16 protein-coding genes are annotated in these 22,358 nt (G+C 69.7%); 8 read left to right on the top strand and 8 right to left on the bottom strand.

Annotated elements, in window-relative coordinates; all coding sequences use genetic code 11:
• Positions 1 to 1,707: a cytochrome c biogenesis protein CcdA gene (locus ABH920_RS17355; protein WP_370350035.1), complete on the bottom strand. Its 1,707-nt coding sequence runs from the start codon at positions 1,705 to 1,707 to the stop codon at positions 1 to 3.
• A 172-nt stretch (positions 1,708 to 1,879) separates the two neighbouring features.
• Here ABH920_RS17355 and ABH920_RS17360 point away from each other — a divergent pair, with 172 nt between their 5' ends.
• A complete protein-coding gene (locus ABH920_RS17360) occupies positions 1,880 to 3,631 on the top strand; it encodes a thiamine pyrophosphate-dependent enzyme (protein ID WP_370350036.1) in 1,752 nt (583 codons plus the stop codon).
• 181 nt (positions 3,632 to 3,812) lie between these two features.
• On the opposite strand, the gene ABH920_RS17365 is transcribed toward ABH920_RS17360, so the two are convergent.
• The 4 genes from ABH920_RS17365 to ABH920_RS17380 form a co-directional block, all read right to left on the bottom strand.
• Positions 3,813 to 6,764, bottom strand: coding sequence for a CBM35 domain-containing protein (locus ABH920_RS17365; RefSeq protein WP_370350037.1), 2,952 nt, complete (start codon positions 6,762 to 6,764; stop codon positions 3,813 to 3,815).
• Positions 6,765 to 6,796: 32 nt separating this feature from the next.
• Positions 6,797 to 9,190 carry a glycosyl hydrolase family 28-related protein gene (locus ABH920_RS17370; protein WP_370350038.1) on the bottom strand — a complete coding sequence of 798 codons (2,394 nt, stop codon included), beginning with the start codon at positions 9,188 to 9,190 and terminating at the stop codon, positions 6,797 to 6,799.
• Between the two features lie 354 nt (positions 9,191 to 9,544).
• Positions 9,545 to 10,564, bottom strand: coding sequence for a LacI family DNA-binding transcriptional regulator (locus tag ABH920_RS17375; RefSeq protein ID WP_370350039.1), 1,020 nt, complete (start codon positions 10,562 to 10,564; stop codon positions 9,545 to 9,547).
• Positions 10,565 to 10,621: 57 nt separating this feature from the next.
• Positions 10,622 to 11,668, bottom strand: a complete 1,047-nt coding sequence (locus ABH920_RS17380; RefSeq protein WP_370350040.1) for a LacI family DNA-binding transcriptional regulator — start codon at positions 11,666 to 11,668, stop codon at positions 10,622 to 10,624.
• Positions 11,669 to 12,044: 376 nt separating this feature from the next.
• Between ABH920_RS17380 and ABH920_RS17385 the strand changes: the two genes are divergently transcribed.
• The 4 genes from ABH920_RS17385 (at position 12,045) to ABH920_RS17400 (ending at position 17,240) form a co-directional block, all read left to right on the top strand.
• The gene (locus tag ABH920_RS17385) at positions 12,045 to 13,436 is read left to right on the top strand and encodes an ABC transporter substrate-binding protein (protein WP_370350041.1); all 1,392 of its coding nucleotides are present in this window, start codon (positions 12,045 to 12,047) and stop codon (positions 13,434 to 13,436) included.
• Positions 13,437 to 13,470: 34 nt separating this feature from the next.
• Positions 13,471 to 14,535, top strand: coding sequence for a carbohydrate ABC transporter permease (locus ABH920_RS17390; RefSeq protein WP_370350042.1), 1,065 nt, complete (start codon positions 13,471 to 13,473; stop codon positions 14,533 to 14,535).
• Between the two features lie 18 nt (positions 14,536 to 14,553).
• On the top strand, positions 14,554 to 15,435 hold the full coding sequence (locus ABH920_RS17395) for a carbohydrate ABC transporter permease (protein WP_370350043.1): 882 nt from the start codon (positions 14,554 to 14,556) through the stop codon (positions 15,433 to 15,435).
• Between the two features lie 128 nt (positions 15,436 to 15,563).
• Positions 15,564 to 17,240 carry an alpha-amylase family glycosyl hydrolase gene (locus tag ABH920_RS17400; RefSeq protein WP_370350285.1) on the top strand — a complete coding sequence of 559 codons (1,677 nt, stop codon included), beginning with the start codon at positions 15,564 to 15,566 and terminating at the stop codon, positions 17,238 to 17,240.
• Here the strand turns inward: ABH920_RS17400 and ABH920_RS17405 are convergent.
• A complete protein-coding gene (locus ABH920_RS17405; RefSeq protein ID WP_370350044.1) occupies positions 17,227 to 18,129 on the bottom strand; it encodes a LysR family transcriptional regulator in 903 nt (300 codons plus the stop codon). The two genes, ABH920_RS17400 and ABH920_RS17405, sit on opposite strands and share 14 nt — an antisense overlap.
• 61 nt (positions 18,130 to 18,190) lie before the next feature.
• On the opposite strand from ABH920_RS17405, the gene ABH920_RS17410 reads away from it, so the two are divergent.
• Positions 18,191 to 19,132, top strand: a complete 942-nt coding sequence (locus ABH920_RS17410) for an alpha/beta hydrolase (RefSeq protein ID WP_370350045.1) — start codon at positions 18,191 to 18,193, stop codon at positions 19,130 to 19,132.
• Positions 19,133 to 19,144: 12 nt separating this feature from the next.
• Here ABH920_RS17410 and ABH920_RS17415 read toward each other — a convergent pair whose 3' ends face one another.
• Together ABH920_RS17415 and ABH920_RS17420 are read right to left on the bottom strand one after the other, a co-directional pair.
• Positions 19,145 to 19,693: a trypco2 family protein gene (locus tag ABH920_RS17415; RefSeq protein ID WP_370350046.1), complete on the bottom strand. Its 549-nt coding sequence runs from the start codon at positions 19,691 to 19,693 to the stop codon at positions 19,145 to 19,147.
• Between the two features lie 123 nt (positions 19,694 to 19,816).
• Positions 19,817 to 20,050, bottom strand: coding sequence for an anti-sigma factor (locus ABH920_RS17420; RefSeq protein ID WP_370350047.1), 234 nt, complete (start codon positions 20,048 to 20,050; stop codon positions 19,817 to 19,819).
• A 383-nt stretch (positions 20,051 to 20,433) separates the two neighbouring features.
• Between ABH920_RS17420 and ABH920_RS17425 the strand changes: the two genes are divergently transcribed.
• A complete protein-coding gene (locus ABH920_RS17425; RefSeq protein ID WP_370350048.1) occupies positions 20,434 to 21,075 on the top strand; it encodes a hypothetical protein in 642 nt (213 codons plus the stop codon).
• A gap of 225 nt (positions 21,076 to 21,300) precedes the next feature.
• Positions 21,301 to 22,131, top strand: coding sequence for an alpha/beta fold hydrolase (locus ABH920_RS17430; RefSeq protein ID WP_370350049.1), 831 nt, complete (start codon positions 21,301 to 21,303; stop codon positions 22,129 to 22,131).
• The last annotated feature ends 227 nt before the right edge of the window (positions 22,132 to 22,358 follow it).

Raw genomic sequence — 22,358 nt, forward strand, 5'->3', positions numbered from 1 at the left:
CTATCCAAACGTGAACGAGTACGCGCTCAGCCCCGGCGACAGCGTCACTGTCAGGGTGCTGCGTTCCGGGGCTGAGCGGTCGACGAGGGTGTAGATGTTCGGCGCCCCGGACACCGGATAGCTGGTGGTCTTCCCGTCCACGGTGGCGGTGATCGTGCCGGTCCCGCCGACGTCGAGGTACACCTTGCCGGCCATGAAGTTCAGCTGGATGCCGGCACCTTGTCCGGCGGTCAGCGACTGCGAGTCCACCGTCCAGGACCCGGTCAGAGCGAACTCGTCGTCGGGGACGGACGCCGGGTAGGCGAAGGACTGCGTCCCGGTGTGGAACGTGCCGGCCTGGCCCGGCGCGAAGCTGTTCGCGCGCTCGGCGCCCAGATACGTCTCAGGGGTCTGCGCCGCGTCGGTAGGCGTGGTGTCGGGGACGTCGGTGGCCGGCGGCAGGGTCAGGCCGCCGGGGTGCGCGGCGGTGAGGAGTTGGCGGATCGGTGACTCAGTGTTCGAATACGCGCCCTCGCCGACGGAGGCGAAGCGGACTTCTCCGGTGGAGTCGATGAGGTAGTCGGCGGGCCAGGAGTCGTTGCCGAAGCTGTTCCACGTCGTGTACTTGCTGTCGAGCGCGACCGGGTACGTGATGCCCAGCCGCTTCGCGCCGGCCGCGACGTCGCCGGGGTCGGCCTCGAACGTGTACTCGGGCGTCTGCACGCCGATCACCACCAGGCCGTCGGCGGCGTAGTCGGAGTACCAGGCCTGCACGTGCTTGATGGCGCGCTGGCAGTTGATGCAGGAGTACGCCCAGAAGTCGACCAGGACGACCTTGCCGCTCAACGAAGCCGGAGTGAGCGCCGCGCCGGCCGGCGTGTTGTACCACTGCTGGATGCCGGAGATCGCCGGCGCCCTGCCGCAGTCGCCCAACGCGGTCATCTGCGACTGCACGCAGTTCGCGAGCGCCTTGGGCGACGCCGGCGCGAGTGCGTGTGAGGCCCCTGACTTGTCCAGCGCGGCGTTCAGGTTCGAGGTGTAGTCCGGGACGGCACGCTGCAGCGCGTCGGTGACGTTGAACGTGAGCGCCACGGCCAGCGCTATGACGACGACCCCGGCCGTGATCCGAACCCCGCGCTGCCTGGTGCGGAACGCCCGCACCCGCTCGGCCACCCGCCGGCCGGCCAGCGCGAACGCCAGCAGCGGCACCGCGGTGCCGACGGCGAAGGCGACGGTGAGCGCGACCGTCCCGACCCCGATCCGCCCCGAGGCGCCGGCGACGGTGATGGCCGCGAGCACCGGGCCGGCACAGGGCACGTAGACGGTGCCGAGGGCCAGCCCCAGGACGAAGCCGCCGTGTTCGTCGGCGACCCGGCGCTGCGGGATGCGGTTGAAGGGACGCTCCAGCAGGTCTTCCACACGCGGGAACATCATGGCGATGCCGAGCAGCACCAGCACGACCAGGCCGGCCCACCGGATGATGTCCTTCGGTACCGGCAACGCGCTCACCACCAGCGTCCCGAGCAGGGTGAAGACGCTGAAGCTCAGAACCAGTCCCGCGACGATGAGGTACGGACGGCGGCTGGCTCGGCGCGGTGCGGGACGGGCTGCCGGTTCCGCCCCGACGGCTCCGCCGGTGAAGAACAGCACCGGAAGCATCGGCAGGACGCATGGCGAGATGCCGGTGATGAGTCCGCCGACGAGCCCGATCAGAACCAGAGTGATCACGTCTTCATCCTGCATCGGAAGACTGATGGTCTGCTGACGGCGCGGGCTCCGTCACCAATCTGTAAGAAGACAGAACCGGTGCACCCACAGGACATCCCCGCGCGCTCCGACCCGTACCCTGAAACGTAGCCCGCCGCATGATCCACACCGCTTCGCAGCTCCAGGAGTGCCCATGAGCCACACCGTGGCAGACGACCTTGTCGAAGTCCTCGTCCAGGCCGGGGTGCACCGCATCTACGGCCTGGTCGGCGACAGCCTCAACGCGTTCAGCGACTCCGTGCGCCGCAGCGGTGGCTCGGCCAACGGCGGCATCGACTGGATCCACGTCCACAACGAGGAGGCCGCCGCGTTCGCGGCCTCCGCCGAGGCGCAGCTGACCGGCCGCCTCGCGGTCTGCGCCGGCAGCTGCGGGCCGGGCAACACGCACCTCATCCAGGGCGTCATGGACGCGCACCGCTCCGGCGCGCCGGTCCTCGCCCTGGCCTCGCACATCCCCAGCCGGCAGATCGGCACCGGCTACTTCCAGGAGACCAAGCCGGAGGCGTTGTTCGCGCAGGCCAGCCACTTCTGTGAGACGGTCGCGCACCCCGACCAGGTCGTCCGGCTGGCGCGCGGCGCGATCCAGGCCGCGACCGGGCGCAGCGGGGCGTCGGTCCTGGTGCTGCCGGGCGACATCCTCGCCGACGACTCCAGCGGCGCCGTGCCGCACAGCGTCACGCTGACGGCCCGGCCGCTGCCCGCTCCCGCTGCGGCCGCCGTCGACGAGCTGGCTGAGCGGATAGCGGCCGCGGAGAAGGTCACCATCTTCGCGGGCATCGGGTGCACCGACGCCCGCGAGCAGGTCCTGGCGCTGGCCGGCCGCCTGCACGCGCCGATCGGGCACACGCTGCGCGGCAAGGACGTCATGCAGTATGAGAACCCTTACGACGTCGGCATGACTGGCCTGCTGGGATACGGAGCCTGCTACGACGCCCTGCACGAGGCGGACCTGGTGCTTCTGCTCGGCACGGACTTCCCCTACGACGACTTCCTGCCGACGAAGAACGTCATCCAGGTGGATGTCGACCCGGCCCGCCTCGGCCGCCGCGCCCCGCTGGTCCAGGGCGTCGCCGCCGACGTCGGCCAGACGATCACCGCCCTGCTGGAGCGGCTCGACCAGCGCACCGACCGGCGGTTCCTGGACAAGATGCTGCACGCGCACGCCAAGGCCGTCCAGCACAGCGTCGACACGTACAGCACCCACATCGCCAAGCACCGGCCGATCCACCCCGAGCACCTGGCCGCCGTGATCGACGAGCTCGCGGCCGAGGACGCCGTGTTCACCGCGGACACCGGCATGTGCTGCACCTGGAGCGCCCGGTACCTGACCCCCAACGGCCGCCGGCGGCTGCTCGGCTCGTTCGTCCACGGCTCGATGGCCAACGCGCTGCCGATGGCGGTCGGCGCGCAGATCGCGCACCCCGGCCGCCAGGTGGTCTCGCTGTCCGGCGACGGCGGCCTGGCGATGCTGATGGGCGAACTGCTGACGGTCAAGACGCACCGGCTGCCGGTCAAGGTCGTCGTGTTCAACAACTCCAGCCTGGGCATGGTCCGCCTGGAGATGCTGGTCGCCGGCGACCCGCCCTTCGAGACCGACCACGACTCCGTCGACTACGCGGCGATCGCCGCCGGCGCGGGCTTCTTCACCCGCCGCGTCCTGGACCCCGGCGACCTGCGCGCGGCCGCAGCCGAAGTCCTCGCCCACGACGGCCCGGCCCTGCTGGACGTCGTGACCACCCCGGACGCGCTGGAGGTGCCGTCGCACCTCACGCTCGAACAGGCGCGGGGCTTCGCCCTGGGACTGGGCAAGGTCGTGCTCGGCGGCGGAGTCGGGGAGATCGCGCGGATGGCGCGGTTGAACTTGCGGAACATTCCGCGGCCTTAGCCAGGACGTGCAACTACTCGGCGGTCAGTGCCGGGTTGGTGGCGACGCCGCGGAGCCATGCCTCGGCAAGGGGAGCGGACGGCGGCATTCGGCGATCTTCTCAGAAGCCGCCGCCTCGGGCGTCCCGTCCGAACGGAACGCCCGAGGACGTGTCAGCGAACAGATCCAGAATCTTCAGCACCTACCAGCCGGTATCTCCCGCCCCCCGCGTGATACTGAACCCGCTCCCCGGGTTGTTCAGCCCGCCGGACCCGGTCCCGGAAACCGTCACGTAGTTCGCCGTCATCCCGCCGGTCACGTTGCTGACGTTGATGCCGTACGTTCCGGCGCCGTTGATCGTCAGGTGGTCGAGGGTCAGGTTGCTGATCTGCTTGGCGTAGCTGAGCAGGACGCCTTCGTAGCTCGCCGAGTCGATCTCGTTGCTGCTGACCGTCACCGGCTGGGTGATGTCGTCGAGGTTCGCGTAGATCCACAGCGCGCCGAGGCTGCTGCCCCAGCCGCTGTTGTAGGAGCCGGCGCGGGTCAGGACGTTGCCGGTGACGGTTGTGGGGCCGCTGAAGCCGGCGCCGAAGCGGGTGCTGATCGTGATTCCGGCGCCGAAGGCGACGGTGTCCGAGACCTGGTTGTTCTGCACGACGTTGCCCGAGCCGCCGTACACACCGATGCCGTTGGCCTGGATCGGGCTCTGCACGGTGTTGTTCGCCAGCACGCAGTTCGTGACGTTCCCGCCCTCGGTGTCGAGCGCCAGCTGGTCGTCGCCGGTGTTGCGGACGACCGACTGGTCGACGCGCGAGTCCGCGCTGCCGCCGTGGAAGTGGACGCCGTCGGCGAAGACGTCGCGGACGCGCAGCCCGGTCGCGTACAGGCCGTCCGCCGGGACGGCCCACAGCCCGACCTTCAGGTGCTCCATCCACACGTCGAAGATCAGCGACCCGGGCTGGAACGTCCCCTCGATGCCGGCCGCGCCGCTGTCGTTGTTGCGGTCGGTCTGGTCGCCGCTGATCGTCAGGTCGGCGATCTGGTTCACGCCGCCGGAGGTGAACAGCCCGCCGCTGCCGTTCAGCGCGGTGGACTGGATCGTCGTGTACCACTGGCCGGCGCCGCGCACCGGGATGCCGTCGATGCTGACCCGCCCGGAGATGTCGTACGTGCCGGCCGGGAACCACAAGCCCTTGCCGGTGCCGACCAGCGAGGACAGCGCGCTGTTGAGCGCGGAGGTGTCGTCGGCGCCGCTGTTCGGCGTGACGCCGTAGTCGGTGACGGAGGCGAAGCCCGAGGGCATCGTGAACGCCGGATCGACCTGTTCGGTGTCGATGACGTCGAAGGTGTAGGAGGAGGCGGTGTCCGCGGCGTCCTTCTGGAGCTTCAGGACGGTGCCGGCAGGCCAGTTGCCGATCAGAGCCCTGGTCTCGTCGTAGAAGTGGTGCGCCGGACCGTTGGACGGACTGTGCGTGTCGGTGTACCCGCCGCCATACAGCCAGCTGAACTCGCTCGTCAGGCTGAGGTCCTGGACCTTGGCGCCGTTGGCGTACAAAGCGATCGGCGCGGTGGCCGTCGAACCGTCGGAGTTGTCGGGGATGGAGTAGCGGACGACGATCGAGTTCGCCGGCCGCGCCAGCGTGATCTGCACGTACTGCCCGGTCGCGGTGAGCTGCACCGCCTGACGCCCGGTCGACTCCGACTGGATGCTCGGGTAGCTCCGGCTGGCCGCCAGAACCGTGCCGTTGGTCTGCGCCGCCGAGGCGACGTACTCGGTGTACGGGACGGTCGCGCCGGTCGCCGCCGGAGCCGTCCCGTTGGCGACGGTGACGTCATCGATACCGATGTTCCCGGTGTCGCCGGAGTCGTTCTGGAAGCCGATGAGGTTCTCACCAGACCGCAGCGCCAGGTTCAGCGTCGTGGTCAGCCAGCCGGCGCCTGCAGGAAGCGAGAGCTGCTGCTTTTTCAGACCATTGATGTACAGCGAGATGGTCTGAGCCGAGCCGGTGGTGTTGGCGTACCGAACGGTGACCGCATCCGTTCCGGCAGAGGGAAGGAACGCGTCGATGACCGTACGCGCGCCCTGCGTCGTGAAGCCGGTCAGATAGCCGGATCCGTTGTAACCGGCGATGGACGTCGCGACACTCGGCCCGCCGGAGAAGAAGGCCGTCTCCGCCTCATACGGCTGGCCCGAAGGCGGCGGCGGGGACGACGAGCTCGAGCTCGGGCTGCTCGTCGGCGTCGTGATCGGCGCGACCACGATGTTGTCGAGGTTGACGTTCCCCAGGTCGGTGCTGTCGAACTTGTACGAAATCGTGTTGCTGCCGGCGTTCAGCGAGATGGCTTCGGTCTCCGTGGTCCAGGTGTTCCAGTCGGCGGTCGCCGGCAGCAGGATCTGCTTGAGTTTCGTGCCGTTGACGTAGAGCGAGAGCGACATCTGCGCACCGGTCCCATTGGCGTACCGCAGCGCAGTAGTCGTGGAGCCGGCAGTCGATTCGGAAACGGTGAACGTCGTGTTCGCCGTGCCCTTATCAGTGTCCGTGTATCCGCCGACGAACCCGGTCCCGGTGTAGCCGGTATGGTCGCTGGCGACGACCGCGCCGCCGGACAGCGCAGCGTTCTCAGCCTCGTACTGCCCGGGCGGTGGCGGGGTGACAGGGGCCACCGTGATGTTGTCGAGGTTGACGTTGCCCAGGTCGGTGCTGTCGAACTTGTACGAGATCGAGTCGGTACCGGCGTTCAGCGAGACGGTCTCGGTCTCCGTGGTCCAGGTGTTCCAGTCGGAGGTCGCTGGCAGCAGGATCTGCTTGAGCTTGCTCCCGTTGACGTAGAGCGAGAGCGACATCTGCGCCCCGGTCCCGTTGGCGTACCGCAGCGCGACGGTCTCGTTCCCCGCGCTGCTCGCCGTGACCGAGAAGGTTGTGTTCGCCGTGCCCTTGTCAGTGTCCGTGTATCCCGCCACGAATCCCGTGCCGGTGTATCCGGTGTGGTCGCTGGCGACGACCGCGCCGCCGGACAGCGCAGCGTTCTCTGCTTCATAGGTGGTGCCGGCCGCCGACGCGGGCTGGGCGATCGTCCAGACCGCGACGGTCGTGCACGCGAGGGTCGCGGCGGCCAGCAGGCCGACGGCGGATCCGCGTTTGGATCGGAGCATTGGTCGTACTCCTTACTCGGGGTGGGAGGGAATCAGTGTGCGTAGATCTCGACCTCGGACAACTGCGCGGCGGGCCAGCCGGTGTTGCCGGTGACGGTCAGCGTCAGCGTGCGCAGGACCGTGGCCGGGACGGCGATCGTGACGGCGTTCCCGGTGGCCGGGTCGAAGGTGTAGGAGGCGGACGCGACCAGTGGCGCCCCGTCGGCCGCGACCGACAGCGTCTCCGTGCGCGCGCCCCAGTTCGGCGGCAGCTTGAGGACGACGCGGTCCACCGACGTGCTCTGCCCGAGGTCGACCGTGACCGTCTGCGGGAACGTGCCGTCCTGGCTCTCGAAGTACGTCCCCGGGTCGCCGTCGGTCAGCTTGTCCGGACCGCACCACGAGCACTGCTGCGAGCTGGAGGTCGCGGTGCGGCCGAGGGCCAGGTCGCCGTTCGGGTCGTAGCCGACGCCCTTGAGCCCCACCACGTATGGACCGGCCGGCGAGGTGCTGTCGATGGTCAGCAGCCCGGTGAAGTTGCCCGACACCGCCGGGTCGAAGCCGACGTGCACGGTGCAGGAGGCACCGACGGCGATGGTGCCGCAGGGGTCGTCGGCGGTGAACCCGGCCGGGGCGGCGATCCGTTGCACGGTGATCGGTTTCGGCCCCGGGTTGGTGATGACTACCGGCTGCGTGCTGCCGGTGTTCAGCGCCTGGAAGCCGAAGTCGACGCCGTCGGCCTTGTCGATGGCCAGCGTGCCGTTCGGCGGAAAGCCGCAGGCCGTCCGGTCCCAGCCGAAGTCCGCGCCGCTCTTCGTGATGGCGAATCCGCTGGCGCAGTCATAGGTTCCGGAGGCGCCCAGACCGAACGCCGCCACGTCCGAGAACGCGGCCGAGCCGGGGGCCTGGAGCTGGACGGCGAACGTCCCGGCCCCGGCGATCGCGACCCGGTCGACCCGGATGCCGGTGATGCTCTTCCCGACGAACTGGATCGCGGCGTAGGAGCTGTCGACGATGGTGTCGTCGTGCACGGAGATCGCGCCGGTCATCGGCGAGTCCGCGGCGTCGAACCAGAGCGCGGCGATCTCGGTCGGGGCGTTGGCGACGAGGTCGCCGGTCCGCAGCAGCAGGTTCCCGGCGATGGTCGTGGTCCCGGCCAGGGGGACGGATCCGAAGCGGTTGCCGACGTGGACGCCGCCGCCCTGGGTCACGGTGTCGGCGGCGAGGTCGTCCTGGACCGCGTTGTCGTGCCCGCCGTAGACCGCGAATCCGTTGGCCAGCTGCGGCTCTACGACGGTGTCGTGGACGAAGGCGTCGTCGTGGTCGGCGTTCTGGTCCGACCACATCGCCATGCCGTCGTCCCCGGTGTTGCGGACGAAGGTGTTCCGCACCGTGACGTGGCTGACGCCGTCGTGCAGGTTCACGCCGTCGGCTGTGGTGTCCTGGATCCGCGAGTCGCTGATCGTCAGGCCGTCGGCCGGGCCGTCGAGCCACATGCCGGCCTTCGTGTGCTGGACCCACAGGTCGTCGACGGTCGAGCCGCCGCCGAGCGAGCCGCCGATGCCGCTGTCGGAGACCGAGTCGTCGCGGATCGTGGTCTCGCCGAAGATCGCGAACCCGGAGAGGTGGACGGCGGTGCTCGGCGTCGGTGCCGCGTTGCCGAACACGCCGACTCCGGCTCCGTGCAGGACCGAGTACCAGGGGCCGGCGCCTTGCACGGTGACGTCGTCCACCGTCAGGTGGCGGGTGACGGTGTAGGTGCCCGGCGGGATCCAGACCGTCTTCTGTTGGGCACTCCCGGCGTCGATGGCGTTCTGGATCGCCTGGCTGGAATCCGCCGCACCGGTGGGGTCGGCGCCGAAGTCGAGCACACTCAACGCCCCAGCGGGGGTTCGGGTTTGTGGTGCGGCGACGTCTTCGAAGTCTGCGACGTCGACCGTCGTGGCTTGCGCGGCGGTGATGCGTACTCGCGTCCCGGCCGGGAGTTCGTGGTTCCCGGCGAATAAGGCGCGGGTGTCGTCGAAGTAGTGGTGTTCGCCGCCGTCGGCCGGGTTCTTGGTGAACGGGTAGTTCCCGTAGAAGTGCGAATACCGGGCCGTCGTGGTCAGCGGGGCCGTGGTCGCGAGGGATCTGCCGTCGGCGGTGAGTCGCAGCGCTGAATCGGCCGAGCCGTCGGGCACCGAGTACCGGATGTCGACGGCGTTCGCCGGCCGGGTCAGGACGAACTCGACGTACTGGTTCGCCGCCAACTGAACGGCGCGTCGGCCGGTCGCTTCGGCGGCGAGTTGGGTGAACGCCCGGGAAGCCGCGGTGACGACGCCGTTCGTCGAAGCGTTCGCCGCGGAGTACTCGGTGAACGGGACGGCGGCGCCGGGTGCGCCGGAGAACGCGGGCTGCGGCGTCGTCGCGTGGGCGGACGATGCGGTGAAGGCCGTCGTCGAGGCCAAGCAGATCGCAAGTAAAGCAGCCTGCGTCAAGCGGGGTGTAAGGCGGAGCATCGCTCGGTACTCCTTGAAATGAGGCATGGGGGTACCGTCGCGTGACCCATCGCGCTGGTGGCGGGGTTACGACGGTGTTTCGTAGGGCTGGAAGACTGGCGAAACCGTACGACCCCGGAAGGCTGAAGTCCAGAGGGCAGCGCAAAAAACCGCCAGAATCAACGGACAATCTTGCGTCACAGCGCAGATTCTTGACTCAGGGCCGTAGCAACGGTGCGGGCACGCCTGTTTCTCAGGCCACTGCGTCTGCGGTGACCTGCGATGATCTGCGAAGAAGCTACCTGGAGCGCGGCGCCGAGACGGTCAGCGGGACCGCACGACCCCCGTCGAAGCGCGCACGATAAGCTCGGGCTCATAAAGGGTCTCGTCCGGAGGCCCCGCGTGCCCGCCGATCTGCGCCTTCAACGCGTCCACGGCCGCGGCGCCCATCGCCCGCACCGGCTGGCGCACCGTGGTCAGCGGCGGATCGGTGGCGATCATGTAGGGCGAGTCGTCGAAGCCGACCACCGACAGATCCCCGGGAACGCTCAGGCCCTGCCGGTACGCGGCGCGCACGGCGCCGAGCGCCAGCGCGTCGCTGGCGCAGATCAGGGCCGTGGCCCCGGCCTCCAGCGGCCGGGCGGTCGCGGTACGGCCGTCCTCCATCGAGAATCCGGTGTGCGCGACCAATTCCCGCCACGCGCCCGGTTCGCCGCCGGGGGCCGCGCGCCGTTCCCAGTCCGCGACGAAGGCGCCGAGCTTGCGGGCCGAGGGGATGTGGCCGCCGGGGCCCAGCAGCATGCCGATCCGGGTGTGGCCCAGCGCCCGCAGGTGTTCCAGCGCCTGGTCCACCGCCGAGGCGTCGTCGACGGTGATCCGGCGGACGCCGTCGTTGGCGTCGGCCGGGTTGATCAGCACGACCGGGATGCCGCGCTCCTTCAGGGCGCGGCCGTGCTCGGGCCCGGCGTCGGCGTAGGAGGAGCCGATGAACACGATCCCGGCGACCTCGTGGTCCATCAGCAGTTTGATGTAGTTGGCCTCGGACACGCCGTCGGCGGTGCGGGTGCACAGCACCGGCATCAGGCCCTGCTTCACCAGACCCGCCGAGACGGTCTCCACGAACGCCGGGAAGATCGGGTTCTGCAGGTCCGGCACGACCAGGCCGACCAGGCCGGCCCGGTGCCCGCGCAGCTTGGAGGGGCGCTCGTGTCCGAGCACGTCCAGGGCGGTCAGGACGCGTTCCCTGGTCTCCTGGGCTATGGACGGCTGGTCGTTGAGGACGCGGCGCACCGTGGCGAGACTCACGCCAGCGAACGCGGCTACCTCGGTAAGCTTCGTGGCCACGGGCGTCAGCGTACAACCGATCTACGCAAGAAACGACGTGATCTTTGACGAAAATCGTCATCCGCTCCCGACGCGGGCTCCCCGGCCGCCGTCCCGGAGCGGCCCGGTCGACCCCCGCACCACGAGCTCCGGCTCGAACAGCAGCTCCTCCTCGCTCGCCGCCGCCCCCTCGACCTGGTTCAGCAGCAGCGTGACCGCGGCCCGGCCCATCGCCTCGATCGGCTGGCGCACTGTGGTCAGCGGCGGGTCGGTGCAGTTCATGAAACCGGAGTCGTCGAACCCGATCACCGAGACGTCGGCCGGCACGTCCATCCCGGCCCGGCGCACGGCCCGGATCGCGCCGAGGGCCAGGATGTCGCTGCCGCACACCAACCCGGTGACGCCCTCGGCCAGCAGGCGCGCGGCCGCCGCGCGGCCGGCCTCCATCGAGAACTGCGCGTGCGCGACCTCGACCGTCACAGTCCCCGACGACCGCGCCGCCTGGGCGTGCAAGGACGCGACGCGGCGCTGCGAGGGCACGTGGTCCTCCGGGCCGACGACCGCACCCAGCCGGGTGTGCCCCATCGAGACCAGGTGCCCGTAGGACTGCTCGGAGGCGACCTCGTCGTCGGTCGCCACGCAGGGGAAGCCGAGATGGCCGACGGCCGCGTTGAACAGCACCACCGGCACGCCGCGCTCCCGCAGCCGTTCGTAGTGCTCGTGCGGCGCGTCCGCCTCGGCGTAGTGCCCGCCGCAGAAGACGACGCCGGACACCTGCTGGTCCAGCAGCATGTCGACGTAGTAGGCCTCGGACAAGCCGCCGGTCGTGCGCGTGCACAGCACCGGCGTGAAGCCGCGCTGCGCGAGAGCGCCGCCGACCACCTCGGCCAGCGCCGGGAAGATCGGGTTCTGGAGCTCCGGGAGCACCAGGCCGATCAGCCGCGCGCGCTCGCCGCGCAGCTGGGTGGGGCGCTCGTAGCCGAGCACGTCGAGGGCGGTCAGCACGGCTTCGCGGGTCGCCTCGGCCACGCCGGGCCGGTTGTTGAGAACCCGGCTCACGGTCGCCTCGCTCACGCCGACCTTCTTCGCGACTTCGGCAAGGCGGCGGGCTGGTGGGGGAGTCATGGTCGCAACGATACGACAGGTGCCCGCAAGGGTTTGCGGGAAGCCGTTCATTTTGTGAGCGCGGCAGTGCGATGGCGCACGCCGTCCACGGCCGGGCCGCATGATCTTTTTCGGGATCCCGGAACCGTCGCGCGGGATCCGGCGCGTTCCGTCAACCTGGCGCAGGTCGGGACTTCCGGGCGGTATGCACCGATTCGCCCATCAAGGCCGTGATGAAGTCGTGTCCTTGCGGGCTTTCATCGACATCTTGCGTTCATCTTTGACCGTCAGTACGGTGAGCCCCACTCGGCACCACATCGCAAGCGTTCGCCATCACATTCAGGTTTCCCACCGCGCATTCCCAAGCGCAGGTCCCCCTTATGGAAGGTGTTCGATGATGAGTCCCGCCCGACGGCCCGCGGCGCGCCGGATAGCCGCCGCCGTCCTCGTCGCAGGCCTCGGCGTCTCCGCCGCGGCGTGCTCCAGCAGCAAGAGCTCGCAGAACGCCGCCGCCCCGGCCGGCGGCGACGGCCCGGTCACCATCTCGGTGGCCTGCGAGCCGCCGACCAGCCAGGCCAAGCAGCGCACCGAGTGGCTCCAGGACGTGGCGACGTTCGAGAAGGCCAACCCGAACGTCACGATCAAGGGCGTCGACACCTACCCGTGTGAGAACACCGCGACGTTCACCGCGCAGCTGAAGGCCGGCACCGAGCCGGACGTGTTCCACATGTACTTCACCGACCTGAACCAGGTCCTGGACGCCGGGCAGGCCGCGGACATCACGTCCTACGTCAACGACACCACGGTCCCCGGCTTCAGCGACATCGCGCCGTCGGCGATGGCCGCGGTCACCGCCGGCAAGACCGTCTACGGACTGCCGACCGGCATCTACACCCAGGGCCTGATCATCAACCGGAAGCTGTTCCAGCAGGCCGGTCTCAACCCGGACCAGCCGCCGACGACGTGGGCCGACGTGGAGAAGGACGCCAAGGCGATCACCGCGCTCGGCAACGGGATCTACGGCTACGGCGAGTACAGCGCGGGCAACAACGGCGGCTGGCACCTCTCCTCGGAGGTCGACGCCGACGGCGGCCAGATGGTCGGCGACGACGGCAAGGCGGCGTTCAACGGCCAGCCGGCCACCGACGTCCTCCAGGCGCTGCACCAGATGCGCTTCGTCGACGACTCGATGAGCCCGACGCAGCAGCTGAAGTGGGGCGACCTGCAGAAGCAGATGGGCGCCGGCAAGCTCGGCATGTACATCGCCGCCCCCGACGACATCTACAACGTGATCGTCCCGCAGGACGGCGGCAACGTCGACGACTTCGGCGTCGGCCCGCTGCCGAGCACCAGCGGCACCCCGGCCGGCTCGCTGTCCGGCGGCGACGCGCTGGTGTTCAACAAGCACGACACCCCGGCGCAGATCCGCGCGGGCGTCAAGTGGATCGCCTTCTCCATGCTGACGCCGGGCCAGGGCCAGTTCAACTACGCGCGCACCAAGGCCGACGGCCTGCCGGTCGGCTTCCCCGAGCCGCTGGACTGGGTCGGCGCCACCTCGGCGAAGAACGAGCAGCTGAAGGCGGCGAGCCAGACCGTCGACACGGCGCACTTCAAGACGTTCGTGGACGCGCACGAGAAGGGCATGGGGGAGCCCGCCGACGCGCAGGCCGTCTACAAGACCCTCGACGCCACGATGCTCAGTGTGCTGCAGGATCCGAACGCCAACATCGCCGCCTTGTTGAAGACCGCTGAGACACAGGTGAACACACTGCTCGCGAACGCGAGCTAGCCCGACACGACAGCGAGCCGATCAGGGAGCGGTGATGGCCGAGCAAGTCCTCAGCAGGCCGGGACGGCGCAGTCCGGGACGGGCCGACGGCAAACGGGGCTGGGGCCCCGGCCTGGGACGGAGCGAGGGCCCGAGCGGGGGCCCGAGCAGAGGTCCGAGCGGGAGTTCGGGCCGGGTCCCCGACGGCGGGCCGGGCGGCAGGTTCCTCAGGGTCCTGCGCCGCCAGCTCGGCGCCCACGGCTTCCTGATCGGCGCGGTGCTGTGCTTCGCGATGTTCTCGTGGTACCCGATGATCCGCGAGATCGTCATGAGCTTCCAGCAGACGCACCGGAACAAGATCACCCGCCAGCCCGAGACCACCTGGGCCGGCTTCCAGAACTACACGCGGATCATCCACGACCCGACCTTCGCGCAGGCCTGGAAGAACACGATCGAGTTCAGCCTGCTGGCGTTGCTGATCGGCTTCGCGGTCCCGTTCCTCACCGCGATTATCCTCAACGAACTCCGGCACGCGCGCGGGTATCTCAGGATCCTGGTGTACCTGCCGGTGATGCTGCCGCCGGCCTCGGCGCTGCTGTTGTTCCAGTACTTCTACGACCCGAACTACGGCCTGTTCGACCACCTGCTGCGGATGCTGCACCTGCCGACGTCGCAGTTCGTCCAGTCCTCCGGCAGCGCGCTGGTCTCCGTCACCGTCGCCTCGACCTGGATGAACATGGGCGGCACGACACTCATCTACCTGGCGGCCCTGCAGAACATCCCCGGCGAGCTCTACGAGGCCGCCGAACTGGACGGCGCCGGCATCCTCGGCCGGGTCCGGCACGTCACGATCCCGCAGACCCGGCTGATCCTGTCGATGATGCTGATGCTCCAGATCGTGGGCACCATGCAGCTGTTCATCGAACCGTTCATCCTCACCAACGGCGGGGCCGGACCGGGGAACTCGACCGTGTCCGTGGTGAACCTGATCTACCAGTACGCCTTCAACCTGTCCGGATCCAGCAACTACAACAGCGCCTCGGCACTCGGCGTCCTGCTGATGCTCGTGCTCGGCGTCTTCTCCGCCGGGTACCTGTGGCTCAGCCGGGACCGGGACTAGGACCAGGGAGCGAGAACCATGTCGACCAGAACCCTCGTCTCGACGACCGCCCTGAACCGCCGCCGGGGCCGCATCGCCTACCGGTGCACGGCCACGACCGTGATCGTCGCGTTCACACTGATCTTCATCGGCCCGTTGTACTTCCTGTTCACCGACGGACTGAAGTCGACGCACGAGTCCGTGCAGGTCCCGCCGACGCTCTACCCGCACTCGATCCACCCCGGCACGTACGCCGACGCCTGGACCGTCGGCGGCGTCGGCCGCCTGCTCGTCAACACCCTGTATTACGCGTTCGGCGCGCTGGCGTTCCAGCTCGTGTTCGACGTCGCCGCCGCCTACGCGCTGTCCAAGCTGCGGCCGGTGTTCGGCAACGCGCTGTTCGGCCTGATGCTCGCGACGCTGATGGTGCCGGCGACGGTGCTGGTGGTCCCGCAGTACATCACGGTGTCGGACCTGCCGATCCTGCACGTGAACCTGGTCGGCACGCCGGAGGCGATCTGGCTGCCGGCGGTCGCGAACGGCTTCAGCATCTTCCTGCTCAAGCGGTTCTTCGACTCCATCCCCGGCGACCTGATGGCCGCCGCCGCGATCGACGGCGCCGGGCGGATGCGCACGCTGTGGTCCGTCGTCCTGCCGATGTCGCGGCCGATCCTCGGCGTCGTGTCGATCTTCGCGGTCACGGCGGTGTGGAAGGACTATCTGTGGCCGCTGCTCGTCGAGGGCGGCTACAGCCCGACCCGGGAGACCCTGAACGTCGGCATCACGCAGGCCGCTTCGACGTCGCCGCAGAACGTCGTCATCGCGGCCGCCGCGATCGCGGCCATCCCGCCGCTGATCTTCTTCCTGATCTTCCAACGCAACATCATGTCCGGTCTGACCGCCGGGAGTCTTAAGGGCTGAGCGCCCGAGTACCGCCGACGGACCGCGCGCAAGCGCCGTCCGTATGGCACCGCCATGTCTGAACCCGAACCGTACGCACCAGAAAGCGGGTCCCTTTCGTGACGACCGTTCAAGAGAACATGCTGCCCATGGCCGGCGCCGAGGCCGTTGTCGAGACCGCCTCCGGCTCCGAGACACCGGCCCGCACCGACGCGTGGTGGCGGGGAGCGGCGATCTACCAGGTCTACACGCGCAGCTTCGCCGACTCGAACGGCGACGGCGTCGGCGACCTGCCAGGCGTCCGCGCGAAGCTGCCCTATCTCGCGGCGCTGGGCATCGACGCGCTGTGGTTCAACCCCTGGTATCCCTCGCCGATGGCGGACGCCGGCTACGACATCGCCGACTACCGCGACATCGAGCCGTCGTTCGGCACCCTGGCGGACGCGGACCTGCTGATCGCCGAGGCGCACGACCACGGCATCAGGATCATCATCGACATCGTGCCGAACCACTGCTCGGACCGGCACCCCTGGTTTCTCGCGGCCCTGACGTCCGAACCGGGCTCGGCGGAGCGCTCCCGCTTCTGGTTCCGTCCCGGCCGCGGCGCGGACGGCGCGCTGCCGCCGAACGACTGGCAGTCGATCTTCGGCGGCCCGGCGTGGACGCGCGTCGCGGCCGCCGACGGGACCCCGGGGGAGTGGTACCTGCACCTGTTCGCCCCCGAGCAGCCGGACCTGAACTGGACGTCCCAGGACGTCCGGACGGAGTTCGAGGACGTCCTGCGCTTCTGGTTCGACCGCGGCGCGGACGGGATCCGGATCGACTCGGCGGCCCTGGTGACCAAGGACCCCGACCTGCCGGACCTGGCGTCGCACCCTTCTCCGCACCCGTACGAGGACCGCGACGACGTGCACGAGATCTACCGCGCCTGGCGCGCCGTCGCCGAATCCTACGGCGGCGACCGCGCCCTGATCGGCGAGCTGTGGATCCCGGACGCCGAGCGCTTCACGCGCTACTTCCGGCCCGACGAACTGCACAGCGCGTTCAACTTCCCGTACCTGTGCAGCGCGTGGGACCCGGCGCGCCTGCGCTCGGTCATCGACGAGACCCTCGCCATCCACGCCCCGGTCGACGCCCCGGCGACCTGGGTCCTGTCGAACCACGACGTGGACCGGCACGTCTCCCGCTACGGCCGCGCGGACACCTCGTTCGGCCTGGACCGGCGCGAACACGGCCGCCCGGTGGACCTGGAGCTCGGCACGCGCCGGGCCCGGGCCGCGGCGCTGCTGACGTTCGCGCTGCCCGGCGCGGTGTACGTCTACCAGGGCGACGAACTGGGCCTGTGGGAGGTCGAGGACATCCCGGCCGAGCTGCGCCAGGACCCGATCTGGCGCCGCACCGGCGGCGCGGACCCGGGGCGCGACGGCTGCCGCGTGCCGCTGCCCTGGTCGGGCGCGCAGCCGCCGTTCGGCTTCTCGCCGGACGACGCGCCGGCGAGTCCGTGGCTGCCGCAACCGGCGCTCTGGTCGGACCTGACGGTCGAGGCCGAGAGCGGCGACCCGGGCTCGATGCTTGAGCTGTACCGCGCCGCGCTGCGGATCCGGCGGCGCGAGCCGGGATTGGGGGACGGCGGCCTGACGTGGATGGAGAGCGGGGAATCAGTGCTCGACTTCGTGCGGGACGGCCGGTTCCGGTGCGTGGCGAACCTGTCGTCGGATGCTGTTGTGCTGCCGGTGCATGACGAGGTGCTGTTGCAGAGCACTGATCTGGTCGATGGGCTGCTGCCGGCTGATGCGACGGTGTGGCTGCGGGTCACCCCGTCCTGACCGTCGTCGCGATCAGTTCACGGAGCCAGCGCTGGGCCTGGTCGTCGTCGAGGCGGGGGTGCCAGGACATGGCGTAGGTCATCGGGCCGATCGCTTCCGGTGCCGGGATGACGGTGGTCGTCCCGGGCACCGCGTGCTGGATCGCAAAGCTCTGAGGGAGCGTCGCGACCAGCCGGGTTCCCGGTACCGCCGCGGCGGCCGCCGTGTGGTAGGGCACTGTCACGGCGGCGCGCCGGGGGCGGCCGAGCGCTTCGAGGCTGCGGTCGACGTGGCCTTGGCGGCCGTCGGTGACGTCGACGACGATGTGGGTGCAGTCGAGGTAGTCCGCCAGCGACACGGTCTTCGAGCGGGCCAGAGGGTGGTCGGTCGCGACCAGGCAGGCGTAGCCCTCTTCGAAGAGCGGCCGGGAGCGCAGCGGGGGCGGTGCGGTTCCGCCGTGGACCAGCAGGTCGACCATGCCGTGCTCGGCGTCGGTGAACACGGTGTGGTGCCAGCGGGAGAAGAGGACGGTCGATCCGGGAGACTGGGCAAAGACCTGCGCGAGCAGCGCGCCGCTGAGGACGGAGACGGTGTAGTCGGTGCCGGCGAGCCGGAATGCGCGCGCGGCGGCGGCCGGGTCGAACTCCTCGCCGGTGAAGACGTGTTCCAGGCGGGGGAGTGCGAGCTGGAGTTCGGCCGCGATGCGTTCGGCACGTGGTGTGAGCTGATATCCGCCCGGGCCGCGGACCAGGAGTTCGTCGCCGAGGGTGGCGCGTAGCCGCTGGAGTGCGCGGCTCATGGTGGGCTGGCTCATGTGCAGGCGGTCGGCGGCGCGGGAGACGTGTCGCTCCTCGAGGAGCGCGTTGAGCGGCGCGAGGAGGTTCAGGTCGACGGACTCTATGCGTGGCACGCATACAGGGTATGCAGGATATGGTATTGTCGCATAGTGGGTCCGAAATCATTCTGGACACATGACTCAGCAACAGCGCGAAGCACTCGACACCATCTTTCGTAACGGCGCGCTGGACATCGGCGGCGATCCGGCGGTCCAGCGTGAGGTCTTCACCGGCATGCTGACTTCCCGTCCGCTGCCCGACGACGTGATCCTCACTCCTTCCGTCATCGGCGGCGTGCCGGTGCTGGAGGTCGAGGTCGAGGTCGAGGTCGAGGTCGAGCCGGTCGGCACTCTGCTGTGGTTCCACGGCGGGTTCTACGTTCTCGGCTCGCCGCGCACCTCGGCCGCGCTGGCCTCGGACGTCGCCCGGCGGACCGGGATGAAGGTGATCTCGGTGGACTACCGGCTGGCGCCGGAGCACCCCTATCCGGCAGCGCTCGATGACGCGGTTGCGGTCTACCGGGCCATCCTGGCGAGCGCCGAGGGCCGGAACTCCGGTCGGGATGTTGTCCCGGATCCTGGCCGGATCGCGGTGGTCGGCGAGTCCGCGGGTGCCGGGCTGGCGGCGGCGTTGCTGGTCGCGGCCCGCGATCAGGGCCTTGCGATGCCGGCCGCCGCTGTCCTGTTCTCGCCGTACGCCGATCTCACCTTGTCCGGCGACAGCATGAAGACCAAGGCCGACGTCGACCCGTCGTTCACCGCGGAGGCGATCGCGCGCCGCGCCGTGGACTACGTCGCCGACGCGGACCCGGCCGATCCGTCGATCAGCCCGGTGTTCGCCGACCTGCGCGGCCTGCCGCCGCTGCTGATCCAGGTCGGGACGCACGAGCTACTGCTCGACGACGCGGTACGGCTCGCGGCGCGTGCGGCGGCCGCGGACGTCCCGGTCTCGCTGGAGGTGACCCCGGGCGTCCCGCACCTGTTCCAGGCCTTCGCCGCGATGTTGGACGAGGGCGACGCGGCGCTGGTGCGCGTGGCGGAGTTCCTGGCCGCGTCGCTCGTTGCTACTCGGTCGTGAGTGTTCCGCCGCCTAGCCGACCGATCCGTCCTGATCCAGATCCAGATCCTGATCCGCATCCGCCGGTTGCAGCTCCAGCTCCAGGCTGTGCACGTGCTCGTCGCTGCGGTCGCCGGTCAGCCCGACCGAGATGGAGCCCTGGTCGGTGACCGCGAAGGAGACCTGGACCGTGCCGCCGGCCACCGACCACGAGTGACCGCCGTGGCCGGTCCCGTGCATCAGGTCCCTGATCGCGCGCAGCGCCATGACCAGTTCCGGGTCGCCGGCGCCGTGGTCGTGGTGGGTTCGGCCGTGGTGCTCGGGAACCAGGGTCACGTGCACGCTGTGCATCCGGTGCCGGGCGCGGCGCCCGCCGATCCGAAGGTGGGCCCCGATCACCGGCACGCGCAGGTCGACCGTGCCGCCGACCGTGGTGTCCATCATGACGTGCAGGGTCAGTGCGGCCGAGGACGCGACCAGCTCTCCGGGGCGCGGTTCCGCGGCGCCCTGGACCTCGCAGATGGAGGACTTCACCACCTCGACCAGGGTGCGGATGGCGACGCTCTCGCTGGTGACTTCCACGGACGGCTCCTCGACATGGTTGCTGACACGAGAGCACGCGTGGTTGCCACCGGCCCCGTTCTCAGGGGGCTCAGTGTCCTGGTACGGCTGTCCGTTACAGCGTCACGGGAGGTTCTGGCGCGGTCACTGCCCGCGCCGGAACCCGCGGAACGCCGTCAGCAACCGCTCGCGAGCCTCGCCGGACAACGACTCCGGCGGGAGTTCGCCGAGCGTGTCGATGGTCTGCCGGAACTGCTCCAGATACGTCTCGCACCCGCTGCACTCCGCGAGGTGCGTGATGAACCGAGCTTCGTCCGCCTCGGGCAGGGCACCCTCGAGGAAGTCCGTGACCAGCTCCACGAACTCGTCGCAGTCCATCCTCGGGCACCTTTCGCGCTGATTCCGCCGGTCCACATTGGACCACGGTCCGGAGTCCGAATGTGAGGCTGCCGGCGTGGACCCCTTCAACGCCGCCCGGCCCTCGAACCGCGTTACGTCATCACCCAGGACTGCGGCGACCGCGCGGTTGTCAGACGTCGAGTACTGAGCCTCATGGTTCTCCGTGGTTGAGTGTTGCTCTCTGTGCACTGTGCGAGGCATCGGCCCAGGCGTTACACCCGCGACCACGCGCCCGGGGCCCGGCGAGCCGGCTTGCGGGCAGAAGTACCGGCGTACGCTGGCGCCGCGATGGTTAGCGTGCGGCAGGTCTTCGACGGCTCATAACCGTGCAGCCGCTGACAACAGGGCGATGGGGAGCCGGGATGTCGACGAGATCGATGGAAGTGTTCGAATCAGCTGTCGAGGCGGCGGAGAAAGCGGAACTCGGAGACTTCGACGGCAGGTTCCCGGGCAATCGGCGTAACGCGTACCTGTGGTCGATCCTGACTGCCCTCGGGTGGGCTGGCAGCGTTCTGATCATCGTCGCGATGCACCTCGCGTCGAAGGTGGACGGCGAATCGGCACCGTTCGCGGAGTACGTCGCCCTGGCCGTCTGCGTCGCGCTGGGTTTGATCGCACCGTTCGGGATCCGCGCGAGCCTCCGCGAAGCCCGTGCGACCATCTACCTGTTCGAGGAGGGCCTGGTGTCGGCCGAGCGCGAGGGCGACCTCGTGGCGGTGCCGTGGCGGGACGTCGTCCTCGTGCACCGGACGAGCGTGCGTTCGTCGACGACCGGCCGTGAAGTCCGGCGCTACTACACGCTCCTCCTCGTATCCGGCGCCGGCGCGCTGGTCGGCAAGGAATACGCCCGCAGCGGAACCCTGCTGCGGGCGGTCGAGGCCGCCATAGCCGACGGACGGCTTCGGAGCCGCGAGGCGGCGGCCAAGATCCCCAAGATCGGGAAGACCGGGAATGTCCCGGGACCGCGACCCGCGCGCAGCGGCACGGCTCGCCGCCGGCCGTGACCCGCACCGGCACGCCGCCGGACGCGTCACCCGATCGGCGTAACGGCCGCCCGCCGCACCCGGCGGAATCCGCTGGTCGGCCGGTCGGATGCGGGCCGGCTCGGTGAGGTCCGGAAGCGTCGCTGGACGACCGGGGGAAAGGTGGCGGTTGGCGTCGGCCACAGCGCCGATCCACCAACCGATCCACCGATCCACCGACGCATCGCCGGGAAAGGGAGCTCCGCCATGCCGTTCGTCACCGTGGGACACGAGAACACCGCCTCGATCGACCTCTACTACGAAGACCACGGCTCCGGGCGTCCGGTGGTGCTGATCCACGGCTTCCCGCTCAGCGGCCGGGCCTGGGAGCGCCAGGAGCGGGCGTTGCTGGCCGCCGGGCGGCGCGTCATCACGTACGACCGGCGCGGGTTCGGCCGGTCCAGCCAGCCGGTGACCGGGTACGACTACGACACCTTCGCGGCCGACCTCGACAAGCTGCTCCAGGCGCTCGACCTGCGGGACGCCGACCTCGCCGGGCACTCGATGGGCGGCGGCGAGATCGCGCGCTATCTGGGGGCTTACGGCTCGTCCCGGATCCGCAAGGCCGTGATCATCTCCGGCGTCCCGCCCTACCTGCTCAAGACGCCGGAGACGCCCGACGGCGTGCCGCTCGAGGTCTTCAACGAGATCGCGGCGGCGCTGACCGCGGACCGCGCCGCCTACTTCACCGAGTGGAACAAGAACTTCTTCAACCTGGACCAGACCCTGGGATCCCGCATCAGCCCCGAGGAGGTCCAGGACTGCTGGAACACGGCGGTCGCGGCCTCGCCGACCGGCACGATCGCCTGCGTGGCGACCTGGTACACGGACTTCCGCGAAGACCTGCCGAAGATCGACGTCCCGGTGCTCGTGCTGCACGGCACGGCCGACCGCATCCTCCCGATCGACGCCTGCGGCCCCCGGACCCACGCGCTGATCCGCGGCAGCGAGTTCAAGGCGATCGAGGGTGCCGACCACGGCCTGTGCTGGACCTACGCGGATGAAGTCAACGCCGAGCTGGTGAAGTTCCTCGGGTAGGCGGGCCGGCCACACGAAACCGGGTCACGAAAGCTGTCCGCTTCCGTTGACCGCCTCCGCCGTGGCAGGCGTCGCGATCCTGGGCAGCGGGGATGTCGACGCGGCCCAGCACGCTCTTCAGGTAGCAACCGCTGTAGAGCCTAGCTGCGGTGGAAGGCCCCGCGTTGGCGCGACGAGACGGTGCCCCGACATTGATATGACCTGCTCCGTGACTTGGCGGCCAAGTC

This window comes from Catenulispora sp. EB89 (genome assembly GCF_041261445.1).
Lineage (GTDB): Bacteria > Actinomycetota > Actinomycetes > Streptomycetales > Catenulisporaceae > Catenulispora.

Coding starts and splice junctions, on each gene's coding strand:
- ABH920_RS17360 (WP_370350036.1), top strand. CDS start 1,880: ATGAGCCACACCGTGGCAGACGACCTTGTCGAAGTCCTCGTCCAGGCC.
- ABH920_RS17365 (WP_370350037.1), bottom strand. CDS start 6,764: ATGCTCCGATCCAAACGCGGATCCGCCGTCGGCCTGCTGGCCGCCGCG.
- ABH920_RS17380 (WP_370350040.1), bottom strand. CDS start 11,668: ATGACTCCCCCACCAGCCCGCCGCCTTGCCGAAGTCGCGAAGAAGGTC.
- ABH920_RS17385 (WP_370350041.1), top strand. CDS start 12,045: ATGAGTCCCGCCCGACGGCCCGCGGCGCGCCGGATAGCCGCCGCCGTC.
- ABH920_RS17390 (WP_370350042.1), top strand. CDS start 13,471: ATGGCCGAGCAAGTCCTCAGCAGGCCGGGACGGCGCAGTCCGGGACGG.
- ABH920_RS17395 (WP_370350043.1), top strand. CDS start 14,554: ATGTCGACCAGAACCCTCGTCTCGACGACCGCCCTGAACCGCCGCCGG.
- ABH920_RS17400 (WP_370350285.1), top strand. CDS start 15,564: ATGGCCGGCGCCGAGGCCGTTGTCGAGACCGCCTCCGGCTCCGAGACA.
- ABH920_RS17410 (WP_370350045.1), top strand. CDS start 18,191: ATGACTCAGCAACAGCGCGAAGCACTCGACACCATCTTTCGTAACGGC.
- ABH920_RS17420 (WP_370350047.1), bottom strand. CDS start 20,050: ATGGACTGCGACGAGTTCGTGGAGCTGGTCACGGACTTCCTCGAGGGT.
- ABH920_RS17425 (WP_370350048.1), top strand. CDS start 20,434: ATGTCGACGAGATCGATGGAAGTGTTCGAATCAGCTGTCGAGGCGGCG.
- ABH920_RS17430 (WP_370350049.1), top strand. CDS start 21,301: ATGCCGTTCGTCACCGTGGGACACGAGAACACCGCCTCGATCGACCTC.